This window comes from Paraliomyxa miuraensis, from assembly GCF_026337845.1.
Taxonomy (GTDB): Bacteria; Myxococcota_A; Polyangia; order Nannocystales; family Nannocystaceae; genus Paraliomyxa; species Paraliomyxa miuraensis.
Genome location: NZ_JAOVZF010000160.1, coordinates 29,599 through 44,163, shown reverse-complemented (window position 1 = coordinate 44,163; position 14,565 = coordinate 29,599). Strand labels below are relative to the sequence as shown.

Below are 14,565 nucleotides of genomic sequence, written 5' to 3'. Positions count from 1 at the left end.
GGGGGAGTTTCGAGGACGACCACATGAGCGAGCACCAACGGCAGCGCGAGGGGATGTTCTCGGCGCGCGCCGGTGCGCTCGGGGGGCGCCGGCGCACGGCGCCGCGCGCCGAGGAGACCAGCGACGTTCGGCGCTTTCGCGGGGTGCTGGGCGCTTCGGTGGCCGCAGCCCTGGCGGTGGTGGGCGCGATGGTGCTGACCATCGATCCCACCACCGAGCGTGCGCCGGGTCCGGTGTCGGTGGCCCACCAGGCCGCGACGACCTGCGCGAGCTGCCATGCGGACGACGGGCAGCCGGTGGCTTCGCGCTGCGTGAGCTGTCATGGGCCGCATCCGTCGACCCGCCCCGGGCATCGGCGCCTCGCCGGGACCGGAGCGCTGCCCTGCACCAGCTGCCACGCGGCGCACGGCGACTACGGCGGGGTGGCGTTCTTGCCGGAGGGAGCGGTGCTGCGCTTTGGCGCGGGGGCCAAGCAAGAGGTGCCCGAGCTGCACGGGCCAGCCCTGGCCGAGCTCGAGCGGGTGCCGGTGATCCCGGCCGGTCGCTGTGCCCGGTGTCATGATCCCGACGCGAGCGAGGATCCGATCGTGCGCTGCCTCTTTGCGGAGCAGCGGTCGCTCGGCGATGCACGACCCACCGTGTGCTTCGACGAGCACCAGGAGTTTCGCTGGGACAGCTTCTCGAGGGGCGAGGGGGTGTACGCGCGCTCGCAGCTATGGACCGCCGCGCGTCGGGCCGTGACGGCGATCCCCGTGGCTCCGCAGGCGCCACCCAGGGAGGGCTCGGCGTGGTGGTGGATCGGGGTGGCGGCGCTGGCCGGGACGAGCGCGTGGGGCCTGGCGCGCCTGCTCGGATGGGTGCTCGCCCGGCGTCGTCGCGGGCCGGTGGTGGCCGCGGCCGTCGAGCCCCCCAAGGTCAAGCGACTGCCCCAGATCAACACCGCGACCTGCATCGGCTGTCATGCGTGCGTGGACGCGTGCCCCTACGACGTGCTCGAGGTGCGCAGCTTCGTGGCGGTGGTGGTGCGGCCCGACGACTGCTGCGGCCTGACCCTGTGCGAGCAACGCTGCCCCAACGGCTCGCTCGTGGTCACCGACGGCGAGCCGATCGAGGATCGCCCGCGCGTGGACGGGAGCCTGCAGTCGCTCGATACCCCTGGCCTCTACGTGGCGGGTGATCTGACCGGACTGCCGCTCATTCGCAACGCGATCAACCAAGGGGCTCGCGCCGCGAGGGCGGCGATCGAGAGCCTCCGCGCCGAGCCCGGGCGCGCGGGGGCGGGCTCGACGGGCGAGGACCCCTCGGTCGAGCTGCTCGATCTCGTGGTCGTGGGCTCCGGTCCCGCCGGGCTGTCGGCCTCGCTCGCCGCGGCCGAGGCGGGGCTGCGCACGGTCACGCTCGAGCAGGGCAGCGTGGCGGAGAGCATTCGCTCGTTCCCGCGGGGCAAGCTGGTGTTCGATCAGCCGCTGGGGCTGCCGCTCGAGGGCGACCTGTGGCTCGCCGAGTCGACCAAGGAGGAGCTGCTGGGTCAGTGGCGAAGGATCATTCGCTCGCGTCGATTGCCGATCGAGGAGGGCGTGCGCGTGACCGCCGTGCGCTCGGTCCCCGGCGGATCGGGGCCGCGGTTCGAGGTGGAGGGGCAGGGCGAGGCGGGCCCCCGGCGCTGGCGGGCGCGGCGGGTCATCCTCGCGCTCGGGCGCCGCGGGACCCCGCGCAAGCTCGACGTGCCGATTCCCGAGGCGCTCGCCGCCCGCGTGCACTACAGCATGGCCGATGCGCGGAGCTTCGCCGGCCAGCGGGTGCTCGTGGTCGGCCTGGGGGACGTCGCGATGGAGGCCGCGATCGCGCTGTCGCGGCAGCCGAGCACCACGGTGACCGTGTCGTACCGCGGACGCGAGTTTCGCCGCGGCAAGGGCCGCAACATCGAGCAGGTCGAGCGCTTGGCCGCGGCGGGGCGGATCGATCTGAGGCTCGGCACCGAGGTGGTGCGGGTCGACGAGGGCGCGATCGTGCTGCGTGGACGCGACGGCGAGTCCTCCGTGCCGTGGGACGTCATGATGGTGATGATCGGCTCGCTGGCCCCCTGGGGCTTCCTCGAGACCGCGGGGGTCCGGCGGGCCCGGGTACGAGCCCCCGTGGCCCCGGACGATCGGCCGCCCGCGGCCCCGGACGATCGCCCGCCCGCGGCCCCGTAGCGTCGAGGGCGATCACGGGCGAGGCCGCCGGTGATCGTGCGCGTGAGCGGGGCCCGCTCGCTCACTGCGGCGCGGCTTCGGCGAGCAGCGCTTCGATCCGACGCTCGAGCGCCGTCCGCAGCTCGGTGTGGTGCGAGCCCGTGGCGGGCCCCGCAAACCCGCTGTGGGTGTGGCGGACCTTGCCGTGACGATCGATGAGGATCGTGGTGGGGTAGGCCTCCACCTTCGTGATCGCAGGGATGTTCAGGGCCGCCTTGGCCTTGTCGCTCTCACCCGCGAGCAGCAGCGGAAACGCGATCCCGTGGCGCTCGGCGAACCGCTGCACGAACGTCCGGTCGCGCTGCGGATCCCCGGTCATCTCGAACGCCAGCCCCACGATCTCCAGCCCGCGCGGGCCGTAGCGCTCGTGCCAGCTCTCCAACAGCGGCGCGTAGTCGTTGCAGTTGGGACACCATGTCCCGAACAGCTCGACCAACACCACCTTGCCGTCGAAGCGAGGATCGTCGTGTCGAACCATCGTCCCCGTCAGATCGGGGAACGCGAACTGCATGCGCCCGTCGGCCTCGGGCGTCAGGCCCACGATCGTCGAGGGATCGGCCAGCGGGCTCGGATCGCCGTCGGCCATCGGGGTCGCGCGCCAGGTGAAGTGGATCCGGCTCATGGCCCACAGGTCCCCGGCGAGTGCTCCGTCGGTCCCCACGTCGGCACGCAGCAGGAACGCATGCGCGCCGTCGAAGCACGAAAGCTCCAGCCGCCCCTGCACGTAGCGTCCGTCGAGGTAGCGAAAGTCGCCCGTGTCGGTCAGGAACGTGGCCTCGAGCCGATCGCCGCGGCTCGTGATCACGGCTTGTGCGGCGAAGGTCGAGCCGTCGGGCTCGGTGAACGTGGCGGCCCAGTTGCCGTCGATCGATGCGGGGACCTCGTGGGCGGGGGGCTCGACGTCTCCCACGAAGCGAGGCCCGGCATCGCGAATGGCCGAGAACCGCATCGACTCCTGCCCGAAGGGCATGGTGTGGACCCATGTTCCCGAGAGCGCATCGGCATCGCCCCGCGCCCGGATCTCGGAGTCGTACACGTCGAACGCGATCACCAGCTCGTCACCGTCCCAGGCCACGCGAGAGGGCTCGAGCCGCTCGGGGCCGTTGACGATGGTGGCCCCGAGGGTGCCATCGGCCGACGAGCGAAGCTCGAGGCGGAACGGCAGCTCACCGCCCGTACTCGCCAACGTGGCCCGCCACGTACCGTTGAGATTGGGATGGGCCCTGACCGAGGCCTCCGAGGGGAGGGGCACCGAGGACTTGGCTGCGTCGAGATCGGTGGCGACGGGCTGTGGAGGTGGAGGCTCGGTTCCACACGCGATCGGGCCCACGAAGCAGCATGCAAGGGCGAGCAGGACGCGACGCATGCCCCGTAGCATACCCGAGCCTCCGCGGCTTCACCGCACTACCACCGAGTCCCGAGGAACTGCACTTGCGTGAAACACGCGTGCACTTGTGGTCGTCCCTCGGGCGCCCAACCAGGATATTCAGATCCACCCATACCCCCGTGCGTACTGCCCCCGGCACGCGCCCCTGGCGGAGGAATCCGAATGAAGCTCGCCACCGTTGCCCTGCTCTCCACCCTCGGCATGGCCCTGACCAGCGCCGGCGTCTGGGCCCTGACTCCCCCGGCCAGCGCCAAGTCCCCGACTCCCGCGCTCGCGGTCACGGCACCCCGGCCCACCCTCACCGATTCCCCCCGTACGAGCCTGCTGGGCGACCTCCTCGCGACCAACGCGGGCTCCGGAGCGGCCTTCACCTCGGGCTCCACGCTGATGCTCGAGGGGCGCCTGGGCCATCCCACCCTCGACGCCACCCGCGACAACGAGACCTTCTTGATGCTCAACGTGCGTGCGGCGGCCGAGGAACTCGCCAGCACGCCGGCGCCGGTCAACCTCTCCATCGTCATCGATCGCTCGCGCTCGATGGAGGGCCGCCGCCTCGACAATGCGCTGGCGGCCGCGCGCGGCATGGTCCGTCGTCTGCGCGACGGGGACACGGTCAGCGTGGTCACCTACAACACCGAGACCACCGTCGTGGTGCCGGCCACCGTGCTCGATGCTCGCTCGCGCGACGACGTGCTGTTCGCCCTGCGCAGCGTCGAGGCCCAGGGCCACACCTGCATCTCCTGCGGCATCGAGACCGGTCTGTCCGTGATGGGCCGTCGCCCGGGCGTGTCCCGCATGCTGCTGCTGTCGGACGGCGAGGCCAACGCGGGCATCCGCGACGTGCCGGGATTCGAGCGCCTGGCCGAGGACGCTCGCTCGCGCGACGTGGCGATCAGCTCCATCGGCGTCGACGTCGACTACAACGAGCGGGTGATGTTCGCGGTGGCCCAGAGCTCCAACGGCCGCCACTACTTCGTGGAGAACGAGGCCGGCTTGCCCCGCATCTTCGACGAGGAGCTCGACAGCCTCGTGCGCACCGTGGCCAGCCGCGCCGAGGTGGAGCTCGACCTCGCCCCCGGCGTGCAGCTGCTCGAGGTCATGGATCGCAGCTTCTCCCGCGACGGCAACCGCATCTTCGTGCCGTTCGGCGCGTTCGCCCAGGGCGACACCAAGACCCTGCTGGTGCGTCTGCGGGTGCCTCGTGGACAGGCCGGCGATCGTGCGGTGGCCGAGGTGCGCATGCGCTACGAGGACCTCACCCGCCAGAGCCCCGGCGACTGTCAGGGCTCGCTCGTCGCCCAGCTCACCGCTGACTCGCGCGCCGTGTCGCCGCTCGATCCGCTGGTCGAGTCACGGGTGGCTCGCTCGGAGACCTCGGCCGCGCTCGTTCGCGCCAACGAGCTGTTCGCCGAGGGCGACGTGGTGGCGGCCCAGCGCACCCTCGACAGCAGCCGAGGGCGGATCCGCGAGCGCAAGGACGCAGCCCGCACCAAGGCCGACGTCTCGCAGCAGCCGCTGCTCGACGAGGACTTCGAGCGGCAGCTCGACGCGCTCGAGCAAGCGGAGCAGGGGTTCTCGGCCGCGGCGGCCGAGCCCGCTCCGGCGGCCAGCCGCAAGGGCAAGGCCCAGATCCGCAGCAACGCGGGGGCCCTCGACGAGTTCGGCCTGTAGGCGCGAGGTCGAGGTCCCGGGGCGCAATCCAAGGCACCCCACCGGCCCGACGCGCGCATGCCCCTGGCCCCCGAAGGCGGTGCGGTGCGCTGCGAGCCCTCGTGGCGCATTTGCGGGCCGAACGCTGATCCGCGCGGCCAGGGTGGGTATCATCCGAGCCCCAACGATGCAGGTCGCGGTCGGAAAGGATGTCGAGGCGGTCTGCCGCAAGTGCGGCGAGGTGTGGCACGTGATCGTGGCCGTGGAGGGCGGCAAGATCACCCGGGTGCAATGCAAGGAGTGCATGGCCTACCACCGCTACCGTCCTCCCGAGGGCGAGGAGCGCGTGGACGCCGAGCCCAAGTCGCGCAAGAAGGTCGCCCCCGCGCGCAAGGCCCCGACGCGATCGTCGAGCGTGAGCAAGTCGGCCAGGAAGGCCCCCAAGAAGGGCAAGACGGCGTTGGACGAGCCCAAGGTCGATCCCGACCTCTCGCGGCCGATCCGGCTGTACAAGATGACCGAGGCCTACGAGCCCGGGGAGCGGGTCGAGCACGCGAAGTTCGGGCAGGGCGTGGTCGAGGATCTACCCGGCCCCGGCAAGATGACGGTGTTCTTCGAGGACGGCCGTCGCGTGCTGGCGCACGGCCGCTGACGCCGCGCGTGGGTCCTGCTCCGCTCGGCGGTGCCGAGGGCGTTCATGGATACGACGCGCGCAGATCGAGCTCGTCGTAGTACGCGTCGCAGTAGTCGCCGTTGGTCTTCCGGCACAGCAGATCCACGCGGACGGAGCGGGTCCCGGAGGGCGCCGTGCGATCGTCGTCATACACCTGCCACGAGCCCGCTCCCTGCCAGCCGGTGTCCCAGGTGTCGAGGTCGGTTCCACCTGCGTCGCGGTAGCGAATGCGGATCCGATGGCTGTCGTTGTTGAACAGATAGCTGCGGCCGCGACCCTGGAACGAGAAGCGAAGCACGCCTTGATCGAGGGCCTGGGCCCAGGCGCTCACGTCGATGTCCTGACGCAGCACGTAGTCCTCGTTGCTGGGGCCGTCATAGGCGGCCAGGTGCCCCATGCCCAGGAACGGGTTGGGCTGGCCCGGCCATGGGTTGCCCGCGGTCCAGTTGCCGGCCCCCACGTCGGACCAGCTCGGCGGAGGGGTCCCCGTGTTCTCGCCCGCGGGGTTCGAAATGAGGTTGTCGCTCTGCCCGCTGGCCCCGCCCGCAAGATCGCAGGAGGCCTCGCCGTCGTCGTGTGCGACCGACAGCGTGGCGGCGTAGGGGCCCCAGTCGGACGGGGCGAACTGAACCTCCACCGTGCAGCTGGTGCTCGGCGTCAGGCTCGCGCCGCAGGTGCCCCCGACCATCGAGAACGGAGCCATCGTGGTCATGCTCGCGATCCCGGTGGCCTCGGCGTCCCCCTCGTTGGACACCGTGAACACGTGCGTGGTCTGGGTGCCCGCGACCACGTTGCCGTAGTCGAAGCTCGGGCCCTCGGCGATCACCAGGAGCGGGCCGCCATCATGGGTGGTGGTGGCAGGCTGGCCGCTGGTGGGGCTGGAATCGGCTCCCGTGACGCCGTCGTCGACTTCCGTCGCGTGGCTGGTGGCGCCCCCCTCACCGTTGCCGGTGTCGTGCGGTCCGTCTTGCGCGTCGGAGGTCGAGGGCCCATCGGTGCCCTCGTCCCCGTCTCCAATGGACGCCGCCGTCGACGTGCCCACGCCGCCCGTATTGGGTGAGCACCCCACGAGCGGAATCAGCAGCCCCAGTCCCCAGGCCCACGTCCCTCGACCCCACATTGGCCTGCTACGGTAACACGACCCCGCGGTCGCTCATCGGCCAATTTCAACCTCCGCTCGCGCGACCGGACCCTCGTGCTGGGGCCGAAGGCCCTCAGGAAGCCTTGCTGCCGCCCCGGCAGGGGGGAGAGCGCGGAATCTCGCCGCCGCGGTCCTGCCACTGCGTGGGGGTGTAGGCGTGGATCGACAGCGCGTGTACCCCGCCTCCGAGCTCGGCCGCCAGGGTGTCGTTGACGAGCCGATGGCGACGCAAGAGCGGCATCCCGTCGAAGCGAGCCGTCACGACCACCACCTTGAAGTGGCTCTCGGTGGCCGGCCCGCTGTGCATGTGGCTCTCGTTGATCACCTCGAGCACCGCGGGCGCGAGCGCGTCGACGAGCTTGTCGTGGATGGTCTGCTGGACCGACATGGCAGGCTTCCTGGGCGGATGCGACGGGGCGGATGCAAATGGCCGGCCGCTACTGGGCGGCCGCATCATCGGCGGCCCCGTCCGAGGGCGCGGCCGCCGGGGCGGGCAGGGTGGCGGCCACCACCTCGGCGATGTCGAGGACCTCGATGTCCTCGTCCTTGTCGAAGTGCTTGACGCCGTCGCTGAGCATGGTCTTGCAGAACGGGCAGGCCACCGCCACCGCGTCGACCCCAGCGTCGATCACCTCCTTGGCGCGGTTGACGTTGACGCGCTTGTCGGGCTCCTCCTCCATCCACATGCGCGCGCCTCCGGCTCCGCAGCAGAACCCGTGCTGTTGGTTGCGCGGGAGCTCGACGAGGCCTCCGTCGGCCCCCCCCCGGTTGGCGGTCCGCAGCGCACGGCGGGGCTCGTCGTAGATCCCGTTCCAGCGCCCGATGTAGCAGCTGTCGTGGTAGGTCAGCTTCTTCTGCAGCGGGGCCTCCACCTTGAGCTTGCCGCTGTCGATGAGGTGCGCGATGAGCTTGGCGTGGTGGATGACCTCGTACTTGCCACCGAACTGCGGGTACTCGTTGGCCAGGGTGTGGAAGCAGTGCGGGCAGCTGGCGATGATCTTCTTGACGCCGGCCTCGTTGAGCATGTCGACGTTGGTCTGGGCCAGGATCTGGAAGGCCAGCTCGTTGCCGCCGCGGCGTAGGGTGTCGCCGGTGCAGGGCTCGCTCTCGCCGAGCACCGCGTAGCTGACCCCGGCCGCGTCGAGGCAGCGAACCAGCGCGCGGGTGGCCTTCTTGCTGATGTCGCTGTAGCTGCCCGCGCAGCCCACGAACAGCAGGTACTCGGCGTCGGGCCGCTCCTCGATGGTCGGCACCGAGAGGTCGCTGGCCCATCGCATGCGCTCGTCCTGGGGCAGGCCCCACGGGTTGCCCGAGCCCTCGATGTTGCCGAACGTGGTCACCAGCTCGCCGGGGACCCGTCCGCTCTCGTCGTTGAGCACGATGTGCGTGCGCATCTGAACGATCTTGAGCGGGTGGTCGATGAACACCGGGCACACCTCCTGGCACGCGCCGCAGGTGGTGCAGGCCCACAGGGTCTCGTCCTTGATCCGTCCGCCGACCAGGGGCTCCATCGCGGCGAGCTCCTGCTTGATCGCGTCCACGCGGTCCACCAGCGGCTTGCGGGCGGGATCCTTGCTGGCGGCTTCCCAGGCCTCTTGCCGCTTTTGGGCCACCTCGGCCTCGGGGGTGCCATCCTCGAGGGGCAGGGGCTCGATGCCCGGCGCGGGGACTTCGGTGGACACGCCGATCTTCTTGGTGAGCGACTTGATGTCGATGATCCCGAAGCCGCGCTGCTTCATCTCGTCCTTGAGGTCGTGGATGAGGTGCATGGGCGACAGCGGCTTTTGGGTCGCGAAGGCCGGGCAGTAGGTCGTACAGCGGGCACACTCGGTGCAGGCGTAGTTGTCCAGGAGGCTCTTCCACGAGAAGTCCTCGATCTTGCCCGCACCCCAGTTCTCCATCAGCGGCTGCGCATCGGGATCGTCGGCGGCCCCGTCGAACAGCTGGAGCTTGGGCATGATCATGCGCTGGCCCTGATCCCGCAGCAGGATGTTGGGCCCCGAGCCCAGCACGTGGATGTGCTTGGACCACGGCAGATAGTTCAGGAAGCCCAGCAGCACCGCCACGTGGCCCCACCAGTGGGCCTCGCTGGCCACGTGGGCCCAGCCCGGCGCGTACGCGGAGGTCACCGCGGCGCCGCTGACGGTGTAGAGCCCGAGCGTGCGGCCGACGGCGGTGGCCACGGGCATCATGGGATCGACGGTGCCGCGGGCGGCTGCGGCCCACGCGTGATGCCCGTAGTGGGTGAGCACCAGCGTCATGATCGCACCCAGGATGAGCAGCGCATCGACGTTGGCGGGCACGAAGTCGGGCTTGATGAACAGCCGCCGCACCAGCGCGTAGCCGATGGCCACGAACACCACCGCGTTCATGACGTCGACGCCCAGCCGAATGAACCCGTGGATCGTCTCGCCGAAGATCGTGCCCAGGTCGAACCACTCGCCGAGCAGACCTCCGATGAGCATCTCGGTGCTGGCGACGGTGAGCACCAGAAAGCCCCAGTAGATCGCCAGGTGGTGGAGGCTGCGCTGCTCCTCCATCACCTTGCGCTGGCCGAAGAAGAACTTGAGCAGGCTGACCAGCCGCTGCCCCCAGGTCTCGGGCAAATTGGCCGGGCGCCCGAGCATGGCGACTCGCGCAAACCGCGACAGGACGTAGAGGAACAGCGCGTTCGCGGCGACGAAGAGGATGGAGAAGACGATCTGCTTTCCCATGAGGCGCGGTCCTGGGGGCTAGTCCGGGGAGGAGGGGGATCCTGACCGACCGGTAGGCATGCCCACGACCGCGCTATAGCACAAGGTATCCCCAGGCAGGCGAAGCCCGTCGACAAGGCCCCGCGGCGGCGCCAGGCGATGCTCTTGCCGGGCCGCCCAAGGAGCGCCCAGCGCCCCGACGCCCGTGCTGGGCCGCCCAAGGAGCGCGCAGATGCCAGCGCATCTTGCGCAGCGTAGGATGATGGCGAGTGCCCGACCTCCTGCTCATCAGCGACCTCCACCTGGGCTCGCACCTCAAGCCGCGGATGCGAGGCGAGTTCGTGCACCTCGCCTCGCGGATCGAGCAGAGCTTCCCCCGCTTCATCGATCACTACCTGCGGGAGGGCGAGTGGCAGCTCATCGTCAACGGCGACTTCATCGACTTTTGGAACGTCGACCTGCCGGATCACGTGGGGGAGTCGGGCGAGCGCCTGGCGGTTCGGCGGCTGCACGCGGTGTTCGATGCCCACCCCCGGGTCGAGGATGCGCTGGCGCGGTTCGTCCGCGCGGGGCATGGCGTGGTGTTCGTGACCGGCAACCATGATGCCGAGCTGCTCTACGCCGGGGTGCGGCAGGCCCTGGTGGATCGCCTCGAGGGCGCCATGGCCGAGGACGATCTCGATCCGGGGACGACCCGCACGGGCTTGGTTCGCCTGGACTCGATGCCTCCGGGGAGGATCCGCTTCGTCCGCTGGTTCCTGCGCGAGGAGGGCGGGGCGTGGATCGAGCACGGGCACAAGTTCGATCCGAGCTGCGCGACCCCGGCCGCGATGTCGCCCACGCGGGGCGGCACCCTGGTGCAGACGGTGGCCGAGGTGGCCACGCGCAACTTCTCCAACTGGATGCCGGAGATGGACTACGACGCGCCCGACAAGTTCACCGCGCAGGACTACGTGCGGTGGGCCCTGGCGAGGGGCTGGCGCTTCTTGATTCGGGTGATCCTGCTGTATCTGCGCACCCTGGGGCGGGTGCTCGCGCTGTGGGCCGCCACGGGGCGGGTGGACGAGCACGGGCAGCGGGCTCACGAGGAGCGCCTGGCCCGGGTGGCCGCCAACGCGGGGCTGCAGATGAGCGCCCTGACGGCGCTCGAGCAGATGGCCCCGCCGCCCAGCGTGATGACGGTGGGCGGCATGCTGTCGGTCACTGCGCTGGACCACCTGCTGGCCGTCCTCACGCCCACCCCCATCGCGCTATGGCTGTCGGTGGTCCTTGGCGTCTCGGCGTGGTGGGGGCTGCTGGTGGGGATCGGAGCCTCGGCCCTGAGCCTTTACTGGATCCGACGGGGGCGACGGCCTCGTGACGTGGCCCGCGACATGCTGGAAGTGGCGGCTCGGGTGGGCAGCGTCACCCGTGTACCGCTGGTGTTGATGGGGCACAGCCACCATGGACAGCTCGAGCGTCAGGGCGACGTGGTCTACGCCAACAGCGGGAGCTGGCTGGATGGATCGCACCTGGTGGTGAGGCGCGATCGGACCACGGGGAGGCTCACGGAGGTCGAGCTGCGACAGTGGCGCAACGATGGGATCACCCGGGTCGACGTGATGGCGGTTCCCCACGAGTCCGCGGGCGAGGGGGCACCCACGGCCGATGCCGAAGCGGCAACGGGGTCCGCGATGGCGGCCCCCTCGGGGTGAGGGCCAACCCCAGAGGCCAACCCAGCGCCAACCCAGCGCGCCCTCGGACGACTCGAGCGATCGGGGTGACGAATGGCCCCCGGCTGTGTCAAAGTGGGAACCCGAACGTGGCAGGCGCTCCCAAGCAGATCCTGGTCATCGAAGACGACCCCTCGGTTCGAACGCTGCTCGACAAGTCGCTGCGCGCCAAGGGCTATGTGGTGGAGACCTGCGACGACGGGCTGGCCGGGCTGACCATGCTCGAGCGGACTCGGCCCGATCTCATCATCGTCGACATCATGATGCCGCGGCTCGATGGGATGACGTTCGTCGAGGCGATCAAGCGCAACGAGGCGACCAAGCCGATCCCGGTGATCTTCTTGACCTCGAACAACGATCCCAAGACGATGATCGCGGGGATCAATCTCGGGGCGAAGCACTACATGACCAAGCCGTTCCAGCTCGACGAGCTGCTGTCCAAGGTCGCCAAGGCGATCGGCTGACGTCTCGCATTCGCGCATCGGTCCGGCCGAGTCGAGGCCTTGGTCGCGCTGGGGGTCGAGGCTGGTCCTGCGCGGTTGCGTGTCCCTGCGCCGGCATGCCGGCGTAGGGGTCGACCGGATGGTCGCTCGTGACCGAGCGGCCCGCCGTGGACGTCGATCGCAGGCGTGGGGGTCCGTTCCGGTGGGGCGCGGGCAGCGGTATAGTCGCCGACGTGTCGACCGTGAATCGAATCCTGGTGGCGTGGCTGGCCGTGGCGATGCTGTTGCTCGGCGGTTGCAAGAAGACCGTCGAGGGCGAGCAGGCCGCGTGGACCTCCAACGTCGAGAAGGTCAACGCGCTGATGGCCACGTATCCCGGCTTCAAGCCGGCGCTCGAGGAGCGCATGGGCAAGGCCAAGGGGATCTACGATGCGTCGGAGGGGCTCGATGGCGAGGCCAAGGCCAACAAGCTCGGCGAGGCCAACTCGACCCTGATGGGCGGCTACGTTCGCGATCTCCAGCAGCTCGACAAGGACATGAAGGACCTGCGGACCAAGCGGGTCGAGGCCGCGGCCAAGGCGGGCGACGAGTCGAGCCGGCTGGGGGCCAAGGTGGCCGCCGAGGACGCCAACAAGGCGCTCGATCGGGCCGACAAGGCCCTGGCCGCGGGCGCCAAGGACGAGGCCAGCGCCACGGCGGTGGTCAAGAAGATCAAGGACGACATCGCGACCGCGGCCAAGGCGGTCGATGCGGTGCTCGAGGCCGACAAGGACAAGAAGGACGAGAAGAAGGCCACCGAGGATGCCAAGGAGGCCAAGGACGCGGCCGCCAAGGCCGATGCCGACGCCAAGGTGGCGCCGTGGAAGTGCGAGTACTGCGGCTCCGAGAACCCGCACGACGAGGCCAGCTGCAAGTCGTGTGGTGCGCCGCGGGCCAAGTAGCCCGAGCGTGGTGCGGCGGATCGGGGCCAGGAGGGCGAGAACGTGTCGGCCATGAAGGTACCGTCGCGGATGCTGGCGCAGGCCCAGGCGTTGGCCGGGAGTGCCTCGCGCGAGCGGGTCCTCCGACGCGAGCTGGTGACGCTGCTGCGTCGGCGCCCCAACGGCCTGTGGACGCTGCCGCGCCTGGCCGCGATCACGGAGCTGCCCATCGAGCGCATCGACGCCGAGCTGGCCTCGGTGCTGGTCGATCAGGCCGGCGGAAGGCCGGGCACGACCATGGCGCTGCTCGGGCGCAACAACGTGCTGCGTCGCCACGTGCAGGGGTGGTCGTGCGGCCCCGCGGGCGTGTACGAGCACCTGCGGGTTCCCAGCGCCTACGAGATCGAGCGCTGGGTCCACGAGCAGAACTATCCGCTGCTGGACGCGGCGCTCGCGGCCACGGGCACCCCGATGCCCCGCGGCGCGGCCGATGCCCCCCCGCTGCGCTGGGCCACGGCCGAGCCGCTGTCGGTGGGGGCGCAGGCGTGGGTGCTGGTGCAGCTGTTGTCGGGTGCCTTCGTGCTGCAGACCGGCCATGGCGATGCGGCGGGCCCCGTACGGGGAGCGGCGGGGCTCATCGAGTCCGCGATCGAGGGAGGGGCCGCGATCGATCTGGCCAAGTGGGTGATCGACACTCAGCTTCCGGCATCCATGCGGGCGCGGGTCCTGCGAGCGCCGGTGGTGATCGACTGGATCGCCGCGCAGGTCGAGGCGGGCGAGCTGTCGCGCTCGCGGGCGCTGGCGCTGATGGGCTCGGATCGGATCCAGGCCAGACGGTGGGCCTTTCGCTGGGGCGAGCTGCGGAGCCCTCGCTACCCGGACGCCATCTCCGACGAGCGCATCGAGGGGCTGTGGCCCACCCAGGACGATCCCACGGGCACCATGGCGGAGTGGTCGCAGTGGATCGGCGGGGTGCTTCGCCGGGCGATGATCGAGCAGCGGGCGTGGCCCCTCGACGTGTTCTGCGAGGCGTACGTGCGGCACCCGCTGGCGGGTCCGGTTGCGTCCGGAGTGGTGTTCACCGTGGGCGGCCTGCCGATCGTGTTCGTCGATGGGGTGGCGCACGGGATGGACGGTCCGCTCCAGCTGGCGCTCGGCGGGGAGATCCGCGTGGCTCATCCCGCGGGGGGGACCGAGGACTGGCCGCGTCCAGGGGCCATGCCGCCGTTCGAGCAGCGGCGACATCCAGCGCTGAGCGCGGCCGATCTCCCCGAGCCACCCTCGGCTCCCATCGCGCATCTGACGTGGCGCCAGCGCGTGCGATCGCTGCGGCTGGTGTCCGACGAGGAGTCGCGCGGCGGCATCACGGCGGAGCTGTGGATGCTCGACCCCTATCGGATCCGGATCGGGCACGCGGGCTATGGCGCGGGATACGGGGGGGCACGGCCGATCGAGGGCGTCTCGGTGAGCGTGAGGGTCAAGGGACAGCCGCCGCTGGCCGTGCTGGCGCCCGGTGAGCGCCGCGGGTGGGAGACCCTGCCGCCGTGGCTGGTGTCCGAGGCCGCGGTGATGCTGCGCGACTTGTTCGGAGTCGAGGGGGACTGAGCTGGGGAGCGGAGCAGGGGAGCGGAGCTGGGGACGAGCGATCGAGGTGTGTTTGGGGGCTGGTTGGCTATCTTTGGCGGCCCCGTGGGGGGCGTCGCCTGGCGGCG

Annotated in this window: 11 protein-coding genes; 7 read left to right on the top strand and 4 right to left on the bottom strand. The window is 70.7% G+C overall.

Annotated elements, in window-relative coordinates:
* Positions 1-23 precede the first annotated feature (23 nt).
* Positions 24-2,195, top strand: coding sequence for an NAD(P)-binding domain-containing protein (locus tag OEB96_RS33540; protein ID WP_266220920.1), 2,172 nt, complete (start codon positions 24-26; stop codon positions 2,193-2,195).
* A gap of 61 nt (positions 2,196-2,256) precedes the next feature.
* Here the strand turns inward: OEB96_RS33540 and OEB96_RS33535 are convergent, their stop codons facing one another.
* Positions 2,257-3,600, bottom strand: coding sequence for a TlpA family protein disulfide reductase (locus OEB96_RS33535; protein ID WP_266220919.1), 1,344 nt, complete (start codon positions 3,598-3,600; stop codon positions 2,257-2,259).
* A gap of 183 nt (positions 3,601-3,783) precedes the next feature.
* Between OEB96_RS33535 and OEB96_RS33530 the strand changes: the two genes are divergently transcribed.
* Together OEB96_RS33530 and OEB96_RS33525 are read left to right on the top strand one after the other, a co-directional pair.
* The gene (locus OEB96_RS33530; protein WP_266220918.1) at positions 3,784-5,292 is read left to right on the top strand and encodes a vWA domain-containing protein; all 1,509 of its coding nucleotides are present in this window, start codon (positions 3,784-3,786) and stop codon (positions 5,290-5,292) included.
* A gap of 166 nt (positions 5,293-5,458) precedes the next feature.
* Positions 5,459-5,923, top strand: coding sequence for a hypothetical protein (locus OEB96_RS33525; protein WP_266220917.1), 465 nt, complete (start codon positions 5,459-5,461; stop codon positions 5,921-5,923).
* Between the two features lie 43 nt (positions 5,924-5,966).
* Here the strand turns inward: OEB96_RS33525 and OEB96_RS33520 are convergent, their stop codons facing one another.
* From OEB96_RS33520 to OEB96_RS33510, 3 genes are all read right to left on the bottom strand, one after another.
* Complete coding sequence (locus tag OEB96_RS33520; RefSeq protein WP_266220916.1) at positions 5,967-7,064, bottom strand: choice-of-anchor D domain-containing protein; 1,098 nt, start codon at positions 7,062-7,064, stop codon at positions 5,967-5,969.
* A 94-nt stretch (positions 7,065-7,158) separates the two neighbouring features.
* Positions 7,159-7,473 carry a BolA family protein gene (locus OEB96_RS33515; protein WP_266220915.1) on the bottom strand — a complete coding sequence of 105 codons (315 nt, stop codon included), beginning with the start codon at positions 7,471-7,473 and terminating at the stop codon, positions 7,159-7,161.
* Between the two features lie 49 nt (positions 7,474-7,522).
* Complete coding sequence (locus OEB96_RS33510; protein WP_266220914.1) at positions 7,523-9,799, bottom strand: (Fe-S)-binding protein; 2,277 nt, start codon at positions 9,797-9,799, stop codon at positions 7,523-7,525.
* Positions 9,800-10,047: 248 nt separating this feature from the next.
* Between OEB96_RS33510 and OEB96_RS33505 the strand changes: the two genes are divergently transcribed.
* The 4 genes from OEB96_RS33505 to OEB96_RS33490 all read left to right on the top strand — a co-directional run bounded on the left by OEB96_RS33505 (position 10,048) and on the right by OEB96_RS33490 (position 14,458).
* Complete coding sequence (locus OEB96_RS33505) at positions 10,048-11,472, top strand: metallophosphoesterase (RefSeq protein WP_266220913.1); 1,425 nt, start codon at positions 10,048-10,050, stop codon at positions 11,470-11,472.
* A 107-nt stretch (positions 11,473-11,579) separates the two neighbouring features.
* Positions 11,580-11,954, top strand: a complete 375-nt coding sequence (locus OEB96_RS33500; RefSeq protein WP_266220912.1) for a response regulator transcription factor — start codon at positions 11,580-11,582, stop codon at positions 11,952-11,954.
* Between the two features lie 212 nt (positions 11,955-12,166).
* Positions 12,167-12,874 (top strand): hypothetical protein, encoded by a 708-nt coding sequence (locus OEB96_RS33495; protein ID WP_266220911.1) that lies wholly within the window; start codon positions 12,167-12,169, stop codon positions 12,872-12,874.
* Positions 12,875-12,925: 51 nt separating this feature from the next.
* Complete coding sequence (locus tag OEB96_RS33490) at positions 12,926-14,458, top strand: DUF4132 domain-containing protein (protein ID WP_266220910.1); 1,533 nt, start codon at positions 12,926-12,928, stop codon at positions 14,456-14,458.
* Positions 14,459-14,565: the final 107 nt, after the last annotated feature.

Bases quoted from the DNA above. Each gene is read 5' to 3' on its own strand.
- OEB96_RS33540 (WP_266220920.1), top strand. From the start codon at position 24: ATGAGCGAGCACCAACGGCAGCGCGAGGGGATGTTCTCGGCGCGCGCC.
- OEB96_RS33535 (WP_266220919.1), bottom strand. From the start codon at position 3,600: ATGCGTCGCGTCCTGCTCGCCCTTGCATGCTGCTTCGTGGGCCCGATC.
- OEB96_RS33530 (WP_266220918.1), top strand. From the start codon at position 3,784: ATGAAGCTCGCCACCGTTGCCCTGCTCTCCACCCTCGGCATGGCCCTG.
- OEB96_RS33525 (WP_266220917.1), top strand. From the start codon at position 5,459: ATGCAGGTCGCGGTCGGAAAGGATGTCGAGGCGGTCTGCCGCAAGTGC.
- OEB96_RS33520 (WP_266220916.1), bottom strand. From the start codon at position 7,064: ATGTGGGGTCGAGGGACGTGGGCCTGGGGACTGGGGCTGCTGATTCCG.
- OEB96_RS33515 (WP_266220915.1), bottom strand. From the start codon at position 7,473: ATGTCGGTCCAGCAGACCATCCACGACAAGCTCGTCGACGCGCTCGCG.
- OEB96_RS33510 (WP_266220914.1), bottom strand. From the start codon at position 9,799: ATGGGAAAGCAGATCGTCTTCTCCATCCTCTTCGTCGCCGCGAACGCG.
- OEB96_RS33490 (WP_266220910.1), top strand. From the start codon at position 12,926: ATGAAGGTACCGTCGCGGATGCTGGCGCAGGCCCAGGCGTTGGCCGGG.